We start from the raw sequence: 22,695 nt of genomic DNA on the forward strand, positions 1-22,695 counted from the left end.
GAGAGGGTTGTAAGTAATAAAACATGAGAGTTTCCTTTTTTGTTTAGATTGATTTTGACACTCATATTCTAAATGGGAAAATCTCACTTTTTATTATGATTTGTCAGATTAAGTCTGATCTTCTACACATTAAGAGACGTTATTATTTATCACTTTCTTTTTCGTGTGGATTGCCTTTGACACCAATATGAGAAATTTCCCCGTTAGCATCAATCAAATAAGCTTGACCAAAACCTCTTACAAAACGACCTGTTCCAAATGTAAGCTCAACTAAATCAAAATCAGTAAATTCACGAATTGTTTTAATTCCGCCCACATCATTCATAGTTTCCGCTAATTTATCTAAGACTTTTTCAACAATTGGATCTTCACGAGGAATAAAACGTGCACTAGCCTTGTAACGTAAACGAGTACGTACAATAATTGATTTCGCTTTGCTTTCATCTTCTAAAAACATCACTTCCGCTTGATTCGGATTACGTTTTAAATTGTCATAATGCTCTGCAATGGCACTGATATAAATATAATATTTTCCATCAAGCGAAATAATTGGTGCATAAGATGCCATCGGTAAGCCATCTTTATCTAAAGTGGCAAGCATACAGCTTTTAAACTCTTGACGAAATTCATCAATTTTAGCTTTGATACGATCGTAATTTGCAACTGGTTTATTTTCTACACAAAGATTGATGATCGCTTGTTTAATTGAACCTGCGTCAGCTTGTTGTGGAAATTCCACGCGTAATGTTTTGTCACCATTATATTTAAAATCTAAACCACCAAAATCTACATTAACTAATATCACATCCGTGATTTCATTTACGCCCCCAAATTTTTTACAAAGGGCAGCCATATCATCTTGGTGATGATCATTCATGTGAGTGATAATTCTATTGAAATCCATTTTTGTTCCTTATATTTACAATTAATCTCATTATTCTATGGATTCTCTTCCGTGAGGAACAATGTTGAGCATTATACTCAAGTAAAATATATTTAACATATTTTTTACAAAATAATAATATTTCAAATAAAAAGGCCCTTACTAAATAAGGGCCCTAAAAGAACTGAAATGCTATTAATTATTTACCGTCAACACTCACGCCATAGAAAGCATCATAGCCAAATGGGCTTTGTACATAGCCTTTTACGCGTGGACTAAGTGGTGCAAAACCTACGGAATGCGCCACTGGAATCCAAGGTGCTTGATTATGAATGATAACTTGCGCTTGTTTATAAAGTGCGGTGCGTTCTTCCTTATTTGTTAATCCAATTGCTTTATCTAGTAATGCATCAAATTCTGGATTTTTAAAACGAGCCATATTGGAATTACCCGCATTTGAACTTGCCAATAATGGAGATAAGAAGTTATCAGGGTCACCATTATCACCAGACCAACCAAAGATACCAGCAGTTAACTCACCCGCTTTCGCACGTTTTTGGTAATCCGCCCATTCATAGGTAACTGGGTTAGTTTTTACACCAACTTTTGCCCAGTCCGCCATGATAAGTTCAGCCATACGTTTTGGATTTGGATTAGAGGCACGAACAACAGGTTGAATCCAAAAATCAGTTTCAAAACCATTTGGGTAACCCGCTTCTGCTAAAAGTTGTTTTGCTTTTTCTGGATCGTACGGATAATCTTGAACCTCATCATTGTAACTCCAAATTGTTGGAGGAAGTGGATTTTTAGCTGGTGTACCTGCGCCTTGGTAAACCGCTTCAATAATCGCTTTTTTATCCACTGCATAATTCAACGCCTGACGAACTTTGACATTATCAAACGGTGCTTTTTCGGTATTGAATGCGATATACGCCACATTCAAACCTTTTTGTTCCAAAAGTTGTACTTTTGGATCTGTTTTCATTTTTGCTAAATCCGCTACATTCGGGAATAAAATTAAATCACAAGATCCCGCCTGTAATTTTGCATAACGTGTTGTCGCATCTGGCACAATATTGATAACTAAACGATCCAATGGTGTTCTACCTTTCCAATAGTTTTCGTTTGCTACATACTGGGCTGCCTGATCTGTTTTGTAATCAACAAAAACAAATGGCCCCGTTCCCACTGGGCGATTATCAATTGTTTCTGGCTTACCTGCTTTCAGCATTGCATCCGCATATTCTGCGGAATAAATAGAAATAAAATCCATACCAAGACTAGCCAAGAAAGTCGCATCTTTTTTGTTCAAGGTAATACGAACCGTGTTGTCATCTAGTTTTTCCACAGATTTCAACAATTCAGGGAATTTCATCGCTTTGAAATATGGATAAGTCCCCTTAGATACATTGTGATATGGATGATTTGGATCTAACTGACGTTGGAATGAAAACACGACATCATCCGCATTAAAATCACGTGTTGGGGTAAATTCTTTTGTTGTATGGAATTTAACACCTTTTCTTAAATGGAATGTATAAGTTAAACCATCATCGCTGATTTCCCAGCTTTCAGCTAAAGCAGGTTCAATATCCGTTGAGCCTTTTTTAAATTCAACTAAGCGGTTATACACTTGTTGTGAACTGGCATTATAAGATGTTCCCTCCATCACAAGTGCAGGGCTAAACCCTAAAGGTGCTTTTGCTGTACAGTAAACGAAAGTATTGTTAGATGCAGATTTGGTTTCAGCTTGTGCGGTCGGTTTATTTGCTGAACCTGATTGATCGCAAGCTGCTAATACAAGTGTTGCAGCTGCAAGAGTTAGTGTTGCTTTTAGCTTCATGATAGTTCCTCACTTTGTTGGCAGGGATTTATTCGAGCATTGTCATATAACCAAGATGCTAGATAAATCCTATCTAAAATAAATGTTTAATAAGATATAAGCAAATGTCGTTTTTTTTAAATAAAAAAATCCTATGGATTATAACAAATTAATCTAAGGATTCTTCCGTAAATGATCGCCATCATGTTTATGTAATTTCATAAGCGACCAAACTAAGGCGATTGCAAAAAGTGATGAGGTTAAGAAAGTATAGCTAAAAGCCTGTTGTAAACCATCACTTGCGCTAAAGAAATGTCTATAGAGATTTAGAATTATCGATGAAATAGCAATACCAAATCCAATCCCAACTTGCTGCACAATACTTAATACTGTAGAACCTGTGCCTGCCTGTTGTTTTGAAAGATCGCCTACAGTCAACGTATTGATTGAAGTGAAAATTATCGACATGCAAGCGCCATACCACATGAGATTACAAATAATCCAAGTCAGAGAACTTTGTTTATCTAACCAAGCCATTGAAATCACAGAGCCAGCCATCAAAAGTGCGGATGAAATTAGCGTTGTTTTATAGCCCCAACGATTTAAAATTCGTCCAATTAATATTTTCAACATCACAGAAATTACCGCAATCGGTGCTAATAGCCAGCCTGACATTTCAGCACTATAACCGAAAGATAATTGGAACATCAAAGGCAATAAAAAGGGAACGCCAGATGCAGATAATCGGATAAAAATATTGGCAATGATGCCTAATCTGAATGTACGAGTACGAAAAAGGGATAAAGGTAAAATGGCATCTTCATTGTTTTTGGCATAGCTACAATAAGCAACGAGTAACAGAACACCGACAACTAATACGCTATAGGTTGTAATTGGGCTATGTTGGCTTTCACCAAGTAAATCCAAACCAAGCGTGATACCAACTAACCCCAATGCAAACAGTAAAAAACCTGTCCAATCTAGTTTATCTACTTCGCCTTTAATGTTACTCATCACGCTGCCCGATGCCAAAATCCCTAGTGCACCAATTGGAATATTGATTAAAAAAATCCAGTGCCAACTGGCGTGAATGACTAACCATCCACCTAAAATAGGCCCTAGAATGGGCCCGATCAAACCTGCAGTTGCCATTAAATTCCAAGCATTCACTAATTGTTGTTTGGGGACAGCTTGAATAATAGCTAAACGCGCCACTGGCATCATAAAGGCACCGCCTATCCCTTGAATCACTCTGGCTAAGATTAAACTTTCTAAATTAGGGGCTGCAGCACAAGCAATAGAACCTAAAATAAACGTGAAAACTGCCCCTCGAAAAACGGCTAATGTCCCAAATTTTGCCGCAGCCCAAGCGGTAAGAGGAATAAATAATGCAACGGCTAAAGAATAAGCAATAATCGCCATTTGCATTTCAAAGGCAGGTTTATGTAAGTCGGAGGATATCGCTGGTAAGGCAGTATTAAGAATGGTCGCATCTAGGCTCTGCATAAAAAGTGCCATTGCTGCTACCCAAGCTAAACCGCGATAGGCATTGGATTCAGTCATCGTGCTCCGTGAAAATGGTGCAACCAATTTTCAATAAAATCGGCAATTTGCGGAATGCGGTTAATATCCAATAAAGTGCGCTCAATTTCAAGGGGATAATTCGTTGCAACTGCGAGCACATATTCGTCAATTTCGGGTAAAGGTTTTGTCATTTCCTGACGATGAAGCAAAATCTTTGGAATTGGCTCTTGTTTAAAGCCTTCCACCAACACTAAATCAGTTAAAGTGCGGTCAAATTGTTGTGCTAAATAATCCAATGAAACAGGTTTTGGCGTTTCCGTCATGATCGCCCAGCGTTCATCATTCGCTAAAATGACCTGAGAGGAACCTACTTCTTTCATACGCCAACTATCTTTGCCTTCTTTATCAACTTGCATATTGTGATGGCTATGTTTAATCACTGAAACGCGAATGTGACGAGCGATAAGTTCTGGGATAAGTTTTTCTAATAATGTTGTTTTACCACTACCACTATAACCGGTAATTCCAAGTAAAGGAATCTGATTGTTCATAAAAATAACCTTAAAAATCACCGCACTTTAGATACGGAAAACCCCGAAAGATCGGGGTTAATAAATTAAGAATGTTTTGCTGCGTAATTGGCAAAAATAAGTCCGCCAATAGCAAGAAGAGCAACAATGCCAAGCCCTATAGTAAGCCACATATTATTTTCCCTCCACTAATTGACGAAATTTACGCCCCATCACAAGGCAAGCATAAGCAATAATGAGCAAAAAACTAATATTTAATCCTTTTAGGAAAAGCGGTTGCTCGCCGTAAAGTATAACAGGCATTGCTAGAATAGCAACTTTTGCCACATCATCACTAAGTTTTGACCAAGCCTCTAAAGAACTTTTCTCAATGGGTAATTTAAATAAATTCAGCATAGTTTCTCCGATCAATAAAAGAGAAATTTTGCTGAAATAGAAAGGGAATTACTCAACTAGCTTTATAGTTTGCGATCTAGATCGCAGAAATAATAAAAAGCGAATAAAAAACTTAAGACAATACGCGCAATAAAACTGGCTGAAATTCTGTTTGTTGCCCTAATTTTCTACCATAAAATTTTACAAAGATGAAAGAAAGTGCGGTTAATCCAAAGATTAAAATTGCACGCAAGATTTCATTGTGGCTGATGTAATCAGACAACATCGTCGCAATCAATAAGGTCAAAAGCGGTACAACATACATCAATAATGCCGACAACAATATTGACTTTTCTTCTAATCCAATTTCAACAATTTGACCTTCGCGTAATGGCATTAATGTGTCCACATTAAAAATATGCTCGCCACGTTTGCCGTTTAATTCGGAAAGGCTTGATGTTCCACAACTGTTTTTAGCAGCGCATTGTCCACAGGCACTTTGAGATTGGCATTTCACTTTGGCAATGCCATTTTCATAGCTAATAACAACGGCACTTTCTCTTAGCATTGTGATGCTCCCATATAAATATCAAAGCGATGATTTTTCGTTTCACGGCTAAAGTGCGGTTGTTTTCCATAAAGAAACTCTGCATAGTCAGGACGCTTCACGACCACACGTTTTTTAGCGAGTTGTAGTGCAGGTAAAAGTAATTCATCGGCATCTAAATCTGCTCCAACTAAATGCTGGAATACGCGCATTTCTTTTTTTACTAACGCAGATTTTTGTTTATGCGGATACATTGGATCGAGATAAACCACATCGGCACAATCAGCATTAGGATCAAGTTCATTAATATGGTGAACATTCAGCAAGCGCAAATTTTGTTGCAACATCTCGCCAATTTCCTCATCTTGATAAGCTCGATTTAAACCATCTTGCAGAAGTAAAAAAACAACTGGATGGCGTTCCACTAAACGAACTTGGCAGCCAATCGACGCCAGCACAAAGGCATCACGTCCTAGACCAGCTGTGGCATCAATAACCGTTGGCAATTCCGAACCTTTAATCCCTATCGCTTTTGCTACAGCCTCACCGCGACCACCACCAAATTTACGACGATGAGCCATTGTGCCGCCTACAAAATCAACATAAACCGCCCCGAGTTTAGGTTCGTCTAATTTACGAAGTTCTAAACGGTCATCGGTTTGAACAAGCGCAAGTGGGCTCTTTTCATTATGAATAATGTTGTGTTCAGCACAAAGTGCGGTCAATTCTGCTAATGTTTTTTCTGGAGATTCAGAAATCAGCTGAATACCTACTTGCGAATGAGCCATACGCCGCTTTCCATGTGGTCAGTGTAAGGGAATTGATCAAATAACGCTGCTTTTTCAATGCGGTGCGTTTTTGAAAGTTCAACAAGATTATCGCACAGCGTATGAGGATTGCAGGAAATATACAAAATGCGATCGTAATTTTGTACAAGTTTCACTGTTTCAGGATCAAGCCCTGCGCGAGGTGGATCGACAAAAATGGTATTACATTCATAAGATTTTAAATCAATCCCTTTCAAACGATTAAAGACTCGAACCCCATTCATTGCCTGCGTAAATTCCTCTGCCGACATACGGATAATTTGTAAATTATCGACTTTATTTTCAACGATATTAAACTGTGCGGCGGCTACGGAAGGTTTGGCGATTTCTGTTGCTAATACCTTGCGGAAATTTTGTGCAAGTGCGATAGAAAAATTACCGTTTCCGCAGTAAAGTTCTAATAAATCACCTTCGCTATTTTGGGTACAATCAATTGCCCATTCAAGCATTTTGCAGTTTACCGTTGCGTTTGGCTGAGTAAAACTATTCTCGACTTGGCGATAAACATAATTTCTGCCATTCACAGGTAAAACTTCATCCACATAATCTTGCTCAAAACAGATTTTTTGTTTACTTGCACGCCCGATTATTTGCACATCAAAATCTTGCTTTTCGAGTAAATCTTTTAGATTTTTAGCCGCACTTTCCCATTCTTCAGTGAGTGTTTTATGATAAAGCAAGCTCACAATAATCTTATTACTCAAAGTGCTAAGGTAATCAATTTGGAATAATTTTTTGTGTAGCACCTCTTGTTGTTTTAACAAAGGTAATAAGGTTTGCATCATGCGATTTATCAGCGTGCTAGCGATTGGAAACTCATCCACGCGATAACGCTGTAGCGTCGCTTGATCAAACATAATATGGTAAAAATCATCTTGCTCGTGCCAAATACGAAACTCCGCACGCATGCGATAATGACTTGTTGGGGAATCAAAAACTTGAATATCAGGTGCATTGAAAGGGCGCAAAAGCGCGGTTAACTTTTCAAGTTTTTTTTGTAGCAGTTCGTTGTATTGAGAAATCGGTAATTGCATAGAAATTAGTATTCATAGGGCGTATGAAGACGAATCGTTCATACAAAGATAGGAGAATAAAGTTATCAGCTGTGAATTACGCGTGATTTCACAAGCTATTCAAAAACAAAAGGCAGACTTCCGCCTGCCTTATTTAACGTCTCTTATTCGCCGGAATAATCTTCACCGCCAGAAGCAGCTTCACTCACATCACCAGATAAGGTGTAAACACGTTTTTTAGTGTTAATACGAGTACGATATTTATTCCAAGTTTTTTCAAAGAAAGTCTCTGCTGCGCGCTCACCACGGCAAAAAGCAACAAAATCTTTTTCTTCTTTAGTCGCTGGCTCACGTTCCCCTAGGTCTAGTGCTTTGAACGCTTGGCCATATTGCTCAAGCACCTGTGATTCTTTGATCGTGTAATCACCGTGACGGGAAAAACCACGTGGGTAGTTTTTGTCGTCAAAGAAACGACGCGTTACGCTAAAACTTGCAGCCATAATATTCTCTCTTCTTTCATTAATATTTACAAAATAGGGCAGGCATTAAACCAATTTTTCGTTATTTTTGCAATAAACCTTTTACGGTTTGCACATAATCTTTCACGAAATCATCGTAATTTAACCCTTCAGGGTTTACACGGAATTTACCATTGACATAAAAATCAGGTACGCCACGTACTTTAAATTGTTCTGCGGCATTCACTTGTTTATTGACCAAACCATTTACTGCAAAACTATTAATGCCACCATCAAATTGCTCGGCAGTTACACCATTCGATAAGAAAATAGCTCGAATATCATCCATTGATTTCAAGGTATCCTTTTGAGCCGCTTCAAATAACGGTGCCTTTACTTTACTTTCTGCACCTAATGCCATTGCTAACGCCCAAGCACGCGTTAAGTTTTCAGATTGGCGACCTAAGAAATTCACATGATATTGTTTAAATTTCACGTCTTTTGGTAAAGCATCTGCGACTTGTTGTGGAATTTTGTATTCCATTTCAAAGGCGTAACAATGTGGGCAGTAGAATGAGAAAAACTCAATCACTTCTTTTTGTTGTGAAGCCTGTTGGCTCACTTGAACATATTGTTTGCCTTCTTGTAAATCTTCTGCAAAACTGTTTACAGACATAAGCGTGCTGATACCTAAACCTAACGCAAATAATACTTTTTTCATTTGCTTTCCTCTTATTTAATGATACCGCGAGCACGGAGCAATGCGGTTTTAAAATCTTCTTCGTAATCTTTTTTGAGACCAGGAATTGGCTCATGTTTATCGGTACCATCCATTTTTAACTGATAAATAATCACTTCATCAGTTAATTCATTTAATGGCTTTTGGAAACCTGATTCATTGGCAATTTTTTGCAAAATTTCCATTAAGCTCAAATCCGGGTCTTTAGACCAATAAGGCTGTAAAAGTTCCAAAACTTCATTTAAACGCTTACATTTCATTGCTATTTCCTTTTTAATAGTAAAAAATAGGCAAATGATACTTGAAATAACGATAGATTAAAATATGACAATTACAATAAGCGCGGTAATTTTGGCTGGTGGCAAAGCACGCAGAATGGGTGGGCAAGATAAGGGATTACAGATTTTAGGTAAACAATCTTTAATTCAACATGTTATTCATCGCTTGCAACCACAAATTCATCAGATTTCAATTAACGCTAACCGAAGTCAAACAGAATATGCAAAATTTGGCTTTCCCGTTTTTTCAGATGAACTGCCCGATTTTCAAGGGCCATTAAGTGGCATGCTAACAGCCCTAGAAAAGACAAAAAGTGACTTTATCCTTTTTGCGCCTTGCGATACGCCTTTTTTCCCTACGAATCTTTTAGATAAACTCCAAAGTGCGGTTGAAAATCACCGCACTTTAATTGCTTATGCTTGCGATGAGGAACGTGAACATCCCGTTTTTTGTTTGATGTCCGTTCAGCTAAAGAAAAAATTGCGACACTATCTAGCATCGGGTGAACGACGCCTTTTACAGTTTATGAAAGAAAATGGCGGGATTTCAGTAAAGTTTACACAAGAAGAAGGCAACTTCGAGAATTTTAATACGATGGATGATTTAAAGAAAACAGTCATCTAACCGAACACTAACAAAAGTGCGGTTTATTTTTATTATTTACGAGCACCAAATATCGCAATCAATTCTTTCACTTTTACGCGTTTTTCTGAATTCTGACTAATAGAACGTTGAACTCTTATGCGTTTAAATTTTGCACCGTTATAAATTTCACGCGTAAATTTAGTATCGTGATTCGAGATCAATATCGGAATTTGTTTTTCTTTTTGTATAGATTTCGCTAAATCTGCCAAAGCACGTTGCTGTATCAAACCAAACTCATTGCCCGCATAACCAGTAAAATTAGTATCTTGTTGTAGCGGAGCATAAGGTGGATCGCAATAAATCACCGAATCTTTATCTGCCAGTTCAAAAGTTTTTTGAAAATCACAGCATAAAAACACCGCACTTTGCGCTTTATGCGCAAAATAACGTAATTCATCTTCTGGAAAATAATGAGTTTTATAAGCCCCAAAAGGCACATTAAATTCATTCTTGCTGTTATAACGGCATAATCCGTTAAACCCAAAACGGTTCAAATATAAAAAAATAATCGAACGTTCGAAAGGATTCGTAGAAGCATTAAATTGACGACGTTTGGTATAGTAATAATCGGGTGTATTGGCATCATCAGCGAAGAAAATCGGCTTACAAGCTTCAATATAACCCTCTACATTTTCTTTAACAATATTGAATAGATTGATTAAATCTGGGTTGATATCTGCCAAAATATAGCGTTCAAAATTAGAATTAAGAAATACTGCTCCAGCGCCCACAAATGGCTCAATTAAGCAGTTTTTTTTGTTTGGAAAGGCTTTATTTATATCGTCCGTTAAGCGAAATTTCCCCCCCGCCCACTTTAAAAATGGACGGTGTTTTAACTTAGGTTTTAAAGATTGCTTTTTCGGACGTAACATCTTAATCCGTTTGAGTACAACGACGAATTGCGTTTAACACGAGGGTATGATCGGTATCATTCGCCACATAAGCTTGACCTAGAGATTTGAGTAGCACCAGACGCAATTTACCCGCTAGAACTTTTTTATCACGCATCATATGCGGTAAATAGTCTTCCGGCTGCATCGTATCCGGTGATACGGTGGGCAAATTGGCACGAGCAAGTAATTTTTCAAGGCGAGACACATCTGCAATAGAAATATCTCCAAGTTCTTCCGAAAGCCCCGCTGCCATCATCATTCCCGTTGAAACAGCTTCTCCATGAAGCCAGTTTCCATAACCTAAGTGAGTTTCAATGGCATGACCAAAAGTGTGCCCAAGATTGAGCAATGCACGGTCGCCCTTTTCTGTTTCATCTCTCGCGACCACATCCGCTTTAATTTGACAACAACGAGAAATACAATGTTGAAGCGCCTCAGGATGCAAAGCGACAAGTTCATCAATATGTTGTTCTAGCCATTCAAAAAATTCGTAATCTAAAATGGCACCGTATTTGATAACTTCAGCAAGACCTGCGTTTACTTCACGTTTAGGAAGCGTATTAAGCGTGAGCGTATCAATAATAACCATTGATGGCTGATAGAATGCGCCAATCATATTTTTGCCTAATTCATGATTAACCGCCGTTTTACCACCCACTGAAGAATCCACTTGTGAAAGCAATGTGGTTGGAATTTGAATTAAACGGACGCCACGCTGATAACTTGCCGCAGCAAAGCCGGCAACATCGCCAATTACACCGCCACCTAATGCAATAATCGTGGTATCTCGTCCATGATTACCTTGCAAAAGTGCGGTGAAAATTAAGTTTAAAGATTCAAGCGTTTTGTATTTTTCGCCATCTGGCAATAAAACATGATCGACCACGCAACCACGTTTTTCCAACGCATAGATGACTGTATCAAGATAAAACTGTGCAACCGTGGGATTCGTTACAATCATCACGCGATCCCCACGTTTAATCGGGTAACTACGTTCATCTTGTAACAATCCGCTACCAATTAAAATAGGATAGCGACGCTCTTGCAATTCCACGTTGACGCACAGCATAATTTATCCTTAGGTGTGTTTAAAGTGCACCATTCAATCCATTCATATTATCAATTAAATCAACAATTTGATTTACCATCACTTTGGCATTTTGCTCATCGGTTGGCAACGTGATGTCCGCAATTTCCTCATAAAGAGGATTGCGAATTTTTGCTAAATCTTCCAATACTTGACGAGGATTCTCTGCATCTTGGAGCAATGGACGTTTTTTATCACGTTGAGTACGTTGGAATTGTTTTTCCACCGTTGTTTCTAAATAAATCACGATACCGCGTGCAGATAAATAATTACGACTCTCTTTAGAAAGCACTGCGCCACCACCAGTTGAAAGTACAATGCCTTGCATTTGAGTAAGCTCATTAATAATGCGTTCTTCACGCTTACGGAAGCCTTCTTCACCTTCCAAATCAAAAATCCAGCTAATGTCCGCGCCAGTACGCTCTTCAATCACGGCATCGGAATCAATAAAATCCATATTGAGCTGTTGTGCTAATTGACGACCGATAGTGCTTTTACCTGCACCCATTGGCCCCACTAAAAAAATATTACGTTTTTCCGCCATTGTTCTTTTCTAATTAAATTAAAGGTGAAATAAAAATTTGATCTTTCTAACCAAAATAAACAGTCTAAAACAAATTTGACTACTTGAAAGATCTCCCCAAAAATGGCCTAGATTATCGCAATAAACTACCCTATTTTTCAACCTTTCTAGGGAATTTATTTTCCACGAGAAAGCATTAAGGTGTGGAATAATCAAGATTCTCAATCATCTATGGCATCTTAAAGCAGCAAACTTATAACAAAAATAGCGCGTTAAGTACGCGCTATTTTTAGTCTATTTTTTAATTTTATTTTTTAGGTAACGCATCAGTTGAAGCATTAAATTTCACATTTGATGAAGTGTAAGCCTCAAAGTGCGGGTGTTTTTTCATAAATTTTATGAAACTTTCTGCATCAGGTAAGTAGGTATCAACGCCCTCATATTTTGGATCGTTAGATAATTTACCAAAGGTTTTGTAACCGTCTTTACCGCTAGCTACATAGGCATTGGTACCAACGAGATAACGTTTATTCTCATCAATCGGTTCCCATTGTTGGGTTTGTTTATTCAATACTTCCACGCTGACTAAACGTTTACCTTCTGCATTTGGTGTTTCATTTGCTTCGTAACGAATACCTGCACCGTAAGGAAATGCGCCTGTAGAGCCATCAACCAAAGCAAATTGCATTGCATCTTCAAGCACTTGTTTCACTAACGAACCTTCCATTTTATAGGTATATAAGGTATTCCCGAAAGGCAAGAAAGTATAAGCATCATTAAAGGTCACGTTGCCCGGTAAAATATCTGCGCGTACACCGCCCGCATTTTGAATAGTTAAATCCACTGTTTTGAGTTCGTTATACATTGTTTCTGCAATAAAACGTGTTGCAATAGAACCCTCTGGATTTGAACCTGCTTTATTTGGGATACGATTTGCTGAACCACCTGGCATTGCAGAACCAGTGATGACGCCCACAATTTCTTGTGCTAAACGATCTTTTTCACTTTTATATTTAGCAATAATCTTATCGGTTTTTGCATCGTGATCATCAAGTGAAATACTTTTCATTGATTTTAAAGTATCAAGTGCTTTTTTACGTTCATCGCCAGCTAATTCAGCCCATTTACCTTCCGAATTTTTCACTTGGAGTTTATGAGAACTCATTAACACGTGAGGAATTTTACGAGTAATAGACGCAATACCTTCAGGACTGAATTTAACACCTAAATCACCCACCACGGCAGAATAAGCCCAGCCTTCCATTACAAATACTGGTTCGCCATTCGGGTTTTTAAATTCAAGCGGATATTCATAGATTACTGGCAATTTTAAACCACGTAATTCATTATTTCCGTATAAATAATGTGAATCGCCAGTAACAATAACGTCAATATCATTTACTTTTTGAGCAATTTCGATATTTTTTTCACTTCCAGCGTGTGAAAGTAAAATGATTTTATTAATGCCTTGTTGTTTTAAAGCATTTGCCATAATTTGTGCGGTAGCAATTTCATCATAGAACTTCACATCTTTACCTGGTGAAGAGGAATTAACCGTTTTATTCACGGTATCTAAACCGATAATAGCAATTTTTTCTCCATCCACAGTGAAAATATCGTAAGGTTTCCATTTGTTATATAAAATTGAATTTTTATCAGGAATAACATTGGCTGAAAGTACTGGAATTTTTAATGGCTCGAGTAGTTTTAATAAACCTTCATTACCTGCGTCAAACTCATGGTTACCCAAAGTAAAATAATGGAAATTACCAGCATTCATGACAGCTGCGTCAGCAGAACCGCCAAAAAGAGTGAAATACAGCGTACCGGTAATCGCATCACCAGCATGTAGCACTAATGGATTTTTATACTTTTTACGTAACTCATAAAGTTTTCCATTCACAGCAGAAAAACCGCCAATGTCAACCTTTGTTTGTTGACCATTTAAATTAATCCGTGTTTCGTGCGGTTCTAAATAAGAATGGTGATCATTAATGTGCAAAATACTTAATTCCACAGCTTTGTGAGCTTGTGGTTCCTCTTTGGCAAGAGCTGCACTAGTAAAAAGCATCGCGAATGCACTGAGTGCAAAGGCGGCTGATTTTTTGGATAAAAGCATAAAAACTCCTATTGGTAAGGGATTAATTTAAACCTTCTAGCATTGCTTGAAAGGTTTTGTAACGAATTGCATCATTATTGTGCTGTAAATTTTCTCGAGGTTGATCTAAATACGAGAAATCATCAACTTCCACACCTTTAAATTGGCGATTGAACATTATATTTGCTAAAGCAAGGCGTGGCTTAATTTCAGAAGAAGGAGTAATCAAACTGACACGATTTTCAGTAATCGGAAAAATAGTCTGGTTCGGAAAATCTTGACGCATTTGTTCAATAATTTTTTGAAATATACCTTTCGCATCCAAAGACAATAATATGATTTGCTCAGTTTTTGCGCCTCGTTCTAGTAAAGCCTGAACAAATTGCTCCGAATTATCTGTTTGACGAATATAAATTTTTGCCTGCTCATTTGCTAAAAAAGACACCAGTAAGTTTTTCTTCATTTCCTGAATTAAATTAGCATCGCCAGTACTTATCGGCTCAAAATATAAATAATCAAGAAATTTAGGAGTGAGATTTTTATCTGTTTTAAAAATGCGAGTGAGGATTTTTTCGCTTATTTGGATCTGATTATCAAGAAATTGGGGAGGTAAAGAAAAAAGAGCGGTCAGTTTTTTTTGTAAATTGGTAATTTGTTGTTTGTCTTGTTTAGCCAAAGCCATTGAAAATTGTTGCTTTAAAGTCTCAGCAGACTCAGCAGATACTGATTGTTGAGAAGACGAAGGAGGACTCGCTATCACAGATTGTTGAATGCCAATACATGACGCTAATCCAAGTAACACAGAATGAAAACAGATTTTCATAATAAACCTCATTTAACTGATATTTTATCAAGCTAAAATACCGCTATACGCGTAAACTTGACTTAAAACGGCTTGAGTATTTTTAAGATTATACGTAAAACAAAATAGCTTGTGAATGATAATGTTTACCTTTTCAAGATAATATAACGTACTTATTAGAATGCTCATCCAAAACTTGCAATTTTGCTCAAAAAGTATAAAATTCGCAGGCTTTTTGTCTATATATACAGAGAAAAAAGTAAGCTATATTCTTAAATCGCTTTCGAGTTTGGGAATATTCTTTTAGTAATTAAACATTTAGAGGAAGGTTATGGTAACCATTCGTTTATCTCGTGGCGGAGCTAAAAAACGCCCATTTTATCAAATCGTAGTAGCTGACAGCCGTTCACCACGTGACGGTCGTTTCATTGAGCGTGTAGGTTTCTTCAACCCAATCGCACAAGGTAACGCAGAACGTGTTCGTATCGACCTAGACCGTGTTAACCACTGGGTTGGTCAAGGCGCATCACTTTCTGATCGTGTTGCGAGCTTGGTAAAAGAAGCTCAAAAAGCAGCATAATTTTGCTTTTTGATTTAGTTCTTAAACTAAGATAGGTGAGAAATATGGAACAACAACGTATTGAAGTTGTGGGCAAATTAGGCTCAACCTACGGTATTCGTGGGTGGTTACGTATTTATTCATCAACAGAACAAGCTGAAAGCATTTTTGAGTATCAACCTTGGTTTTTAAAAATTAAAGGTGAATGGCAGCCAACGGAATTAGAAAACTGGCGTCATCATAATCACGAAATCATCGTTAAATTAAAAGGCGTTGATGACCGTGAAGCTGCACAAATTTTAGCAAATGTTAAAATTGGTGTGGATTTATCTGTTTTCCCAGAACTAGAAGAAGGCGATTATTACTGGCACGATTTAATTGGTTGTTCAGTTGTAAACTTAGAAGGTTATACAATGGGAACGGTGACAGAGATGATGGAAACGGGTTCTAATGATGTTTTAGTAGTTAAAGCCAATACGAAAGATGCTTTTGGAAAACAAGAGCGGTTAATTCCGTTTTTGTATGAACAAGTAGTTAAAAGAGTCGATCTCACCACGAAAACTATTGAAGTGGATTGGGACGCTGGTTTCTAATCTCAAGTATGCACAAACGTAATGTAGTAGGCTTTTTATGTGGATAGGGGTGATTTCATTATTCCCCGAAATGTTTAAAGCGATTACGGAATTTGGGGTTACAGGTAGAGCCGTAAAACATAATCTTCTGCAAGTGGAATGTTGGAATCCAAGAGATTTTACATTCGACAAGCATAAAACCGTAGATGACCGCCCTTATGGTGGTGGTCCGGGAATGCTGATGATGGTGCAACCTTTACGGGATGCGATTCATGCTGCGAAAGCAGCGGCAGGAGAAGGCGCAAAGGTGATTTACCTTTCGCCACAAGGACGTAAACTCGATCAAGGCGGCGTAACCGAGCTTGCTCAAAATCAGAAGTTGATTTTGGTATGCGGACGTTACGAAGGTATTGATGAGAGATTGATTCAAACTGAAATCGATGAAGAATGGTCAATCGGCGATTACGTTCTGACCGGTGGGGAATTGCCAGCAATGACATTAATTGATGCTGTTGCACGTTTTATTCCCGGTGTATTAGGCAAACAAGCCTCCGCAGAAGAAGATTCTTTTGCAGATGGTTTGTTAGATTGCCCGCATTACACCAGACCGGAAGTGCTAGAAGGATTAACTGTACCACCCGTGCTGATGTCGGGACATCACGAAGAAATTCGGAAATGGCGATTAAAACAATCGTTACAAAGAACGTGGCTCCGACGCCCTGAGCTCTTAGAAGGCCTAGCTCTGACTGACGAACAACGTAAGCTGTTAAAAGAGGCGCAAGCCGAACATAACAGTTAGTTTCAGTTACATCTAGGATCAATAAAGGATCAAACAATGTCTAACATTATCAAACAACTTGAACAAGAACAATTAAAACAAAACGTACCTAGCTTCCGCCCAGGTGATACTTTAGAAGTTAAAGTATGGGTAGTTGAAGGTAGCAAACGTCGTTTGCAAGCATTCGAAGGCGTGGTTATTGCAATTCGTAACCGTGGCTTGCACTCAGCATTTACTTTACGTAAAGTATCTAACGGCGTAGGCGTTGAGCGTGTATTCCAAACTCACTCTCCAGCTGTAGATTCTATCGCAGTTAAACGTAAAGGTGCGGTACGTAAAGCTAAACTTTACTACTTACGTGAACGTTCAGGTAAATCTGCTCGTATTAAAGAGCGTTTGGGCGAATAATTTCGCAAAGAAAAAGGCTTGGAATCCCAAGCCTTTTTTGAATTCATTATATTAATCAGCACTATAATACAATTTTCCGATTTCAATTTTTTGACGACCAGTCTCTTCTCGCCATTTATTACTATCACGTAAAGAATACACACAACCGCAATATTCCTGTTGATAAAACCGCTCACGCTTACTAATCTCAATCATGCGTTGCGAGCCACCTTCTTTTCGCCAGTTGTAATCCCAATAAATAACATCATCATATTTTTCTGCAGCGCGATGCCCACAGCCATTGATTTGATTCATATCCTTCCAGCGAGAAATACCAAGACAACTAGTAAACACAGGGAAACCGTGTTCATGAGCATATTCAGCGGCTTTTTCAAAGCGCATATCAAAACACATAGTACAACGGATCCCCCTCTCTGGCTCCCATTCCATTCCTTTGGCACGATCAAACCAATTTTGACGATCGTAATCTGCATCAATAAATGGAATGCCAAATTTTTGGGCAAAACGAATATTTTCTTCTTTACGAATTAAATATTCTTTGAGTGGATGAATATTCGGATTGTAAAAATAAATCGTAAATTCAATGCCAGATGCAAGGATTGCCTCCATCACTTCACCCGAGCAAGGCGCACAGCATGAATGTAAAAGGAGTTTATTATGTCCATCTGGCAACTCAAGTTTTTCACGAATAAAAGGTGCATTAGGATCTTTGCGTACCTTCTGTTTACGAGTTTTACCTTGAAAGTTAACCGCACTTTGCTCAGGTTTAGATTGAAGTTCTGTATTCATAAAGTTTAATTAAAATTAATTGGTATCAAGTATATAAGCTAAATTAAGGACTAATAATTTCTATCAACTGACAAATACGCTAAAGAAATTAACGCCTTCTTATAATCACTGTCTGGCAGCATTGCAATTGCATCTACAGCTTTTTGAGCTTCTTCTTTTGCACGATTCATCGCGTAATCTAAAGACTTATGCTCAGCCATAATAGCTAATACCTCATCAATAGCTTCACGTTTACCTCCTTGCTCAATCGCTTCGCGAATTAAAGCTGCCTGTTGAGCATTACCATGACGCATAGCGTGTAGAAGAGGAAGGGTTGGTTTTCCTTCAGCTAAATCATCGCCTACATTTTTACCTAGAACTTGCGCATTTGCACTATAATCCAATACATCATCCACGAGTTGAAATGCAGTTCCAAGATAACGCCCATAATCTTGTAAAGCCTTTTCTTGAGCTTCTGTTCCACCCGCAACAATTGCCGCAGCCTGACCAGCCACTTCAAACAAACGCGCAGTTTTGCTATAAATTACACGCATATAATTAGCTTCGCTCGTTTCAGGATCATTAACATTCATTAACTGCTGAACTTCGCCTTCTGCTAAAACGTTAGTCGCATCGGCCATAATTCCCAAAATCTTCAATGACTCTAATTGTGCAACTAATTGAAATGCACGCGTATAAATAAAATCTCCTACAAGTACACTTGCAGCATTCCCAAATTCTGAATTCGCCGTAGCGCGCCCACGACGCATATCGGACTCATCCACCACATCATCATGCAATAAAGAGGCAGTATGAATAAATTCAACAAAAGTAGCACAAGTAATTGAATTAGAGCCTCCAAACCCTAAAGATCGAGCTGCGAGAACTGCGATCAATGGACGGATCCGCTTACCACCACCTTGAACAATATAAAAACCTAACTGTCCTATTAATGGAACATCTGAATTAAGCTGAGCAAGAATATTTTGATTAACTTTTTGCATGTCGGGATCTGCAAGTTTCTGGATCTCGTCGATGCTCATAAGATCTTGTTTCTTCATTTTTTCATCAATTATTAGTCAAAAGTGCGGTGCATTTTACCCGAATTTTCAGACTTTCTGAAATCAATCCGCAAATGAAGGGAATTTTTTTATTTTATTGTAAATAAATTCTTGCCATAGGTAGGATTTTTCCGTAGAATTTGCGACCTATTTATATGAATTTTTAAGTGTGGACTGCTAAAGAGCAGGGAAACACAATTAAGCGGAGTATTTATGTACGCAGTTTTCCAAAGTGGCGGTAAACAACACCGTGTGAGCGAAGGTCAAGTTGTTCGTTTAGAAAAACTTGAACTTGCAACTGGCGCAACAGTTGAGTTCGATTCTGTGTTGATGGTCGTTAATGGTGAAGATGTTAAAATCGGTGCACCAGTAGTTGCTGGCGCAAAAGTAGTGGCTGAAGTAGTTGCACAAGGTCGTGGCGAGAAAGTTAAAATCGTTAAATTCCGTCGTCGCAAACACAGCCGTAAACAACAAGGTCATCGTCAGTGGTTCACAGAAGTGAAAATCACTGGGATTCAAGCATAATTTCAGAGGAGATCAAGTAGATGGCAACTAAAAAAGCTGGTGGTTCAACTCGTAACGGTCGCGATTCTGAAGCTAAACGCCTTGGTGTTAAACGTTTCGGTGGCGAATCTGTATTAGCAGGTAGCATCATTGTTCGTCAACGTGGTACTAAGTTCCACGCGGGTAGCAACGTAGGTATGGGTAAAGACCACACCTTATTCGCAACTGCAGATGGTAAAGTTAAATTTGAAGTAAAAGGCGAGAAAAGCCGTAAATACGTAAGTATTGTTACTGAATAATTTAAAATCTATTCGATTGAAACGCCCTACAATTTTGTGGGGCGTTTTGTCTTTTTTAATTTCACATAAGCGAGCAATCAATGAAACAACAACCTTTATTAGGCTTTACCTTTGCGCTTATTACCGCTATGGCTTGGGGATCCTTACCTATCGCGCTCAAACAAGCTTTATCTATAATGAACGCTCAAACTATCGTATGGTATCGTTTTATTGTAGCGGCAATCTCATTATTAGCTCTACTTGCTTATAAAAAGAAATTACCTGAACCAATGAAAGTCGGTCAATATGCTTGGCTTGCCCTTATTGGGGTAATTGGTCTTACCGGCAATTTTCTATTATTTAGTAGCTCGCTGAATTATATTGAACCTTCGGTTGCACAAATTTTTATTCATTTATCCTCTTTTGGAATGCTCATCTGTGGTGTCCTGATCTTCAAAGAAAAATTGGGTCTGCACCAAAAGATCGGGCTTTTCTTATTGTTAATTGGTTTAGGTTTATTCTTTAATGATCGTTTTGATGTATTTGCCGGACTAAATCAGTATTCAACAGGTGTCATCTTAAGCGTAGCAGGATCCCTGATTTGGGTCGCTTATGGAATGGCGCAAAAATTAATGTTGCGTAAATTTAATTCACAACAAATCTTGCTAATGATGTATTTAGGTTGTGCCATAGCTTTTATGCCGATAGCTGAATTCTCGCAAGTACAAGAACTCACACCGTTAGCTCTGATTTGTTTTATTTACTGCTGTTTAAATACCTTAATTGGATACGGCTCTTATGCGGAAGCGCTTAATCGTTGGGATGTATCAAAAGTCAGTGTTGTTATCACACTTGTACCTCTTTTCACAATCCTATTTTCACATATTGCGCATTATTTTAGTCCAGCAGATTTCGCGGCACCAGAATTGAATAATATTAGCTATATTGGTGCATTTGTTGTAGTATGCGGGGCAATTTTATCCGCAATTGGACATAAATTATTACCGCATAAAACTCATTAAAGTGCGGTTTATTTTGGAGAAGTTTTAATGAAATTTATTGATGAATCCCTTATTCGAATTGAGGCTGGGGATGGTGGCAACGGTTGCGTAAGTTTCCGTCGAGAGAAATTTATTCCGAAAGGCGGCCCTGACGGTGGCGACGGTGGCGACGGTGGCGATGTCTATTTACAAGCTGATGAAAACCTCAATACCTTAATTGACTACCGTTTTAATAAACACTTTGCGGCAGAGCGTGGAGAGAATGGACGGAGTTCAGATTGTACAGGACGTCGTGGTAAAGATATTATTTTACCTGTTCCCGTAGGAACTCGCGCTATTGATAACGACACCAAAGAAACCTTGGGAGATTTAACCCAACACGGTCAAAAAATGTTGGTAGCCAAAGGTGGTTATCATGGTTTAGGAAATACCCGTTTCAAATCATCAGTAAACCGTGCACCGCGTCAAAAAACAATGGGTACACCGGGCGAAAAACGCGATTTATTATTGGAATTAATGCTACTTGCTGATGTGGGAATGCTCGGTTTACCTAATGCAGGTAAATCCACTTTTATTCGTGCCGTTTCAGCAGCCAAACCAAAAGTTGCAGATTATCCATTTACCACCTTAGTGCCAAGTCTCGGTGTTGTGAAAGTGGATGACTCACACAGTTTTGTGGTGGCAGATATTCCTGGATTAATTGAAGGTGCGGCAGATGGCGCAGGGCTAGGAATTCGCTTTTTAAAACATTTAGAACGTTGTAGAGTTCTTATTCATTTAGTCGATATTGCTCCAATTGATGGCTCTAATCCAGCAGATAATGTCGCTATTATTGAATCTGAACTTTTCCAATACAGTGAAAAATTATCAGAAAAACCACGTTGGTTAGTATTTAATAAAATTGATACGATGAGCGATGAAGAAGCTGAAGAGCGGGCTCGAGAAATTACTGAACAATTAGGTTGGGAAGAAGACTATTACCTGATTTCAGCTGCAACAGGAAAAAATGTTCCGCCACTTTGTCGTGATATTATGGACTTTATCATAGCGAATCCACGGGAAGCTGAAACACAACAAGTTGCGCCTGAAGAAGTGAAATTCAAATGGGAAGATTATCATCAAGAACAACTAGCAGAACATCAATTTGATGATGACGAAGATTGGGATGATGATTGGACCGAAGAAGATGATGAAGGGATTGAGTTCATCTATAAACCTTAAGAAGGTCTTATTTTATAAGCATTAAAAATTCAAAAGCACCTAAACTATTTTAGGTGCTTTTTACTATCGATCAACGCTCAAAAATTTCAGAATCAGTAAAGAAATAGGCAATTTCACGATTTGCACTATCCACACTATCCGAGCCATGAACCGAATTCTCACGCTGACTTAATGCAAAACCTTTACGAATTGTACCTTCTGCTGCAGTTTCTGGATTCGTTGTACCAATCAAAGTGCGATAATCTTTCACTGCATTTTCTTTTTCAAGAACGGACACCACTATCGGTGAAGACATCATATATTCAACTAAAGGCGCAAAAAATTCTTTTCCTTGATGTTCTGCATAAAAGCCTTCAGCCTGCTCACGAGTTAAGCGTACCATTTTAGAGGCTACGATTTTAAAGCCATTTTGCTCAAAACGAGTTAAGATCGCTCCAATTAGATTACGCTTTACCGCATCAGGTTTAATAATCGAAAAAGTTCTTTCTGTCATCATATCT

28 protein-coding genes are annotated in these 22,695 nt (G+C 38.2%); 9 read left to right on the forward strand and 19 right to left on the reverse strand.

Translation table 11 applies throughout. The features are described 5' to 3' along the window. Positions 1 to 142: 142 nt before the first annotated feature. The 11 genes from DV415_RS09535 to DV415_RS09585 all read right to left on the reverse strand — a co-directional run bounded on the left by DV415_RS09535 (position 143) and on the right by DV415_RS09585 (position 8,978). Positions 143 to 904, reverse strand: coding sequence for a HugZ family heme oxygenase (locus DV415_RS09535; RefSeq protein ID WP_118791057.1), 762 nt, complete (start codon positions 902 to 904; stop codon positions 143 to 145). A 178-nt stretch (positions 905 to 1,082) separates the two neighbouring features. Beyond that, the gene (locus DV415_RS09540; protein WP_118791058.1) at positions 1,083 to 2,726 is read right to left on the reverse strand and encodes an ABC transporter substrate-binding protein; all 1,644 of its coding nucleotides are present in this window, start codon (positions 2,724 to 2,726) and stop codon (positions 1,083 to 1,085) included. 153 nt (positions 2,727 to 2,879) lie between these two features. Next, positions 2,880 to 4,268, reverse strand: a complete 1,389-nt coding sequence (locus tag DV415_RS09545) for an MDR family MFS transporter (protein WP_118791059.1) — start codon at positions 4,266 to 4,268, stop codon at positions 2,880 to 2,882. Continuing rightward, a complete protein-coding gene (gene mobB / locus DV415_RS09550) occupies positions 4,265 to 4,780 on the reverse strand; it encodes a molybdopterin-guanine dinucleotide biosynthesis protein MobB (protein ID WP_192879125.1) in 516 nt (171 codons plus the stop codon). Before mobB ends, DV415_RS09545 begins: the two co-directional genes overlap by 4 nt. 153 nt (positions 4,781 to 4,933) lie before the next feature. Continuing rightward, entirely contained in the window at positions 4,934 to 5,155 is a 222-nt protein-coding gene (locus DV415_RS09555) for a hypothetical protein (RefSeq protein WP_005645740.1), read from the reverse strand. Between the two features lie 112 nt (positions 5,156 to 5,267). Continuing rightward, positions 5,268 to 5,702: a SoxR reducing system RseC family protein gene (locus DV415_RS09560; protein WP_118791061.1), complete on the reverse strand. Its 435-nt coding sequence runs from the start codon at positions 5,700 to 5,702 to the stop codon at positions 5,268 to 5,270. Next, entirely contained in the window at positions 5,696 to 6,469 is a 774-nt protein-coding gene (locus DV415_RS09565; protein WP_118791062.1) for a class I SAM-dependent methyltransferase, read from the reverse strand. Before DV415_RS09565 ends, DV415_RS09560 begins: the two co-directional genes overlap by 7 nt. Further along, positions 6,451 to 7,542 carry a tRNA (uridine(54)-C5)-methyltransferase TrmA gene (gene trmA, locus DV415_RS09570; RefSeq protein WP_118791063.1) on the reverse strand — a complete coding sequence of 364 codons (1,092 nt, stop codon included), beginning with the start codon at positions 7,540 to 7,542 and terminating at the stop codon, positions 6,451 to 6,453. The genes DV415_RS09565 and trmA overlap by 19 nt, the downstream gene beginning before the upstream one ends. Positions 7,543 to 7,685: 143 nt before the next feature. After that, on the reverse strand, positions 7,686 to 8,021 hold the full coding sequence (locus DV415_RS09575; protein ID WP_005626449.1) for a MaoP family protein: 336 nt from the start codon (positions 8,019 to 8,021) through the stop codon (positions 7,686 to 7,688). Positions 8,022 to 8,082: 61 nt separating this feature from the next. Further along, entirely contained in the window at positions 8,083 to 8,700 is a 618-nt protein-coding gene (gene dsbA, locus DV415_RS09580) for a thiol:disulfide interchange protein DsbA (protein ID WP_118791064.1), read from the reverse strand. An 11-nt stretch (positions 8,701 to 8,711) separates the two neighbouring features. Further along, positions 8,712 to 8,978, reverse strand: coding sequence for a YihD family protein (locus DV415_RS09585; protein WP_005631120.1), 267 nt, complete (start codon positions 8,976 to 8,978; stop codon positions 8,712 to 8,714). A 64-nt stretch (positions 8,979 to 9,042) separates the two neighbouring features. Between DV415_RS09585 and mobA the strand changes: the two genes are divergently transcribed. Beyond that, a complete protein-coding gene (gene mobA / locus DV415_RS09590; protein ID WP_118794479.1) occupies positions 9,043 to 9,621 on the forward strand; it encodes a molybdenum cofactor guanylyltransferase MobA in 579 nt (192 codons plus the stop codon). Positions 9,622 to 9,653: 32 nt separating this feature from the next. Here the strand turns inward: mobA and DV415_RS09595 are convergent, their stop codons facing one another. From DV415_RS09595 to DV415_RS09615, 5 genes are all read right to left on the reverse strand, one after another. Continuing rightward, the gene (locus DV415_RS09595; RefSeq protein WP_118791066.1) at positions 9,654 to 10,514 is read right to left on the reverse strand and encodes a Dam family site-specific DNA-(adenine-N6)-methyltransferase; all 861 of its coding nucleotides are present in this window, start codon (positions 10,512 to 10,514) and stop codon (positions 9,654 to 9,656) included. 1 nt (position 10,515) lies between these two features. Further along, positions 10,516 to 11,604 (reverse strand): 3-dehydroquinate synthase, encoded by a 1,089-nt coding sequence (aroB, locus tag DV415_RS09600; protein WP_118791067.1) that lies wholly within the window; start codon positions 11,602 to 11,604, stop codon positions 10,516 to 10,518. A 19-nt stretch (positions 11,605 to 11,623) separates the two neighbouring features. Continuing rightward, positions 11,624 to 12,166 carry a shikimate kinase AroK gene (gene aroK / locus DV415_RS09605; RefSeq protein WP_005626436.1) on the reverse strand — a complete coding sequence of 181 codons (543 nt, stop codon included), beginning with the start codon at positions 12,164 to 12,166 and terminating at the stop codon, positions 11,624 to 11,626. A gap of 286 nt (positions 12,167 to 12,452) precedes the next feature. Next, positions 12,453 to 14,264, reverse strand: a complete 1,812-nt coding sequence (nadN, locus tag DV415_RS09610) for an NAD nucleotidase (protein ID WP_118791068.1) — start codon at positions 14,262 to 14,264, stop codon at positions 12,453 to 12,455. 22 nt (positions 14,265 to 14,286) lie between these two features. Continuing rightward, entirely contained in the window at positions 14,287 to 15,066 is a 780-nt protein-coding gene (locus DV415_RS09615) for a hypothetical protein (protein WP_118791069.1), read from the reverse strand. A gap of 310 nt (positions 15,067 to 15,376) precedes the next feature. Between DV415_RS09615 and rpsP the strand changes: the two genes are divergently transcribed. The 4 genes from rpsP to rplS are packed head-to-tail and all read left to right on the forward strand — an operon-like array spanning position 15,377 to position 17,362. Further along, on the forward strand, positions 15,377 to 15,625 hold the full coding sequence (gene rpsP, locus DV415_RS09620; RefSeq protein ID WP_005626429.1) for a 30S ribosomal protein S16: 249 nt from the start codon (positions 15,377 to 15,379) through the stop codon (positions 15,623 to 15,625). A 44-nt stretch (positions 15,626 to 15,669) separates the two neighbouring features. Next, entirely contained in the window at positions 15,670 to 16,197 is a 528-nt protein-coding gene (gene rimM / locus DV415_RS09625) for a ribosome maturation factor RimM (protein ID WP_118791070.1), read from the forward strand. Between the two features lie 37 nt (positions 16,198 to 16,234). Continuing rightward, positions 16,235 to 16,975, forward strand: coding sequence for a tRNA (guanosine(37)-N1)-methyltransferase TrmD (trmD, locus tag DV415_RS09630; RefSeq protein WP_005634352.1), 741 nt, complete (start codon positions 16,235 to 16,237; stop codon positions 16,973 to 16,975). Between the two features lie 36 nt (positions 16,976 to 17,011). Beyond that, complete coding sequence (gene rplS, locus DV415_RS09635) at positions 17,012 to 17,362, forward strand: 50S ribosomal protein L19 (protein ID WP_005626422.1); 351 nt, start codon at positions 17,012 to 17,014, stop codon at positions 17,360 to 17,362. Between the two features lie 51 nt (positions 17,363 to 17,413). Here the strand turns inward: rplS and DV415_RS09640 are convergent, their stop codons facing one another. Together DV415_RS09640 and ispB are read right to left on the reverse strand one after the other, a co-directional pair. Further along, entirely contained in the window at positions 17,414 to 18,151 is a 738-nt protein-coding gene (locus DV415_RS09640) for an epoxyqueuosine reductase QueH (RefSeq protein WP_005631100.1), read from the reverse strand. 50 nt (positions 18,152 to 18,201) lie between these two features. Next, positions 18,202 to 19,191 carry an octaprenyl diphosphate synthase gene (gene ispB, locus DV415_RS09645; protein ID WP_118791071.1) on the reverse strand — a complete coding sequence of 330 codons (990 nt, stop codon included), beginning with the start codon at positions 19,189 to 19,191 and terminating at the stop codon, positions 18,202 to 18,204. A 213-nt stretch (positions 19,192 to 19,404) separates the two neighbouring features. On the opposite strand from ispB, the gene rplU reads away from it, so the two are divergent. The 4 genes from rplU (at position 19,405) to cgtA (ending at position 22,195) form a co-directional block, all read left to right on the forward strand. Continuing rightward, complete coding sequence (gene rplU, locus DV415_RS09650) at positions 19,405 to 19,716, forward strand: 50S ribosomal protein L21 (RefSeq protein ID WP_005626416.1); 312 nt, start codon at positions 19,405 to 19,407, stop codon at positions 19,714 to 19,716. Between the two features lie 20 nt (positions 19,717 to 19,736). Next, positions 19,737 to 19,994 carry a 50S ribosomal protein L27 gene (gene rpmA / locus DV415_RS09655; protein WP_005626413.1) on the forward strand — a complete coding sequence of 86 codons (258 nt, stop codon included), beginning with the start codon at positions 19,737 to 19,739 and terminating at the stop codon, positions 19,992 to 19,994. An 80-nt stretch (positions 19,995 to 20,074) separates the two neighbouring features. Beyond that, positions 20,075 to 20,995 carry a DMT family transporter gene (locus tag DV415_RS09660; protein ID WP_118791072.1) on the forward strand — a complete coding sequence of 307 codons (921 nt, stop codon included), beginning with the start codon at positions 20,075 to 20,077 and terminating at the stop codon, positions 20,993 to 20,995. Between the two features lie 27 nt (positions 20,996 to 21,022). Continuing rightward, on the forward strand, positions 21,023 to 22,195 hold the full coding sequence (gene cgtA, locus DV415_RS09665; RefSeq protein ID WP_118791073.1) for an Obg family GTPase CgtA: 1,173 nt from the start codon (positions 21,023 to 21,025) through the stop codon (positions 22,193 to 22,195). A gap of 70 nt (positions 22,196 to 22,265) precedes the next feature. Here cgtA and ndk read toward each other — a convergent pair whose 3' ends face one another. Then, positions 22,266 to 22,688, reverse strand: a complete 423-nt coding sequence (gene ndk, locus DV415_RS09670) for a nucleoside-diphosphate kinase (protein ID WP_192879126.1) — start codon at positions 22,686 to 22,688, stop codon at positions 22,266 to 22,268. Positions 22,689 to 22,695: the final 7 nt, after the last annotated feature.

The organism is Haemophilus haemolyticus (assembly GCF_003490595.1).
Taxonomy (GTDB): Bacteria; Pseudomonadota; Gammaproteobacteria; order Enterobacterales; family Pasteurellaceae; genus Haemophilus; species Haemophilus haemolyticus_L.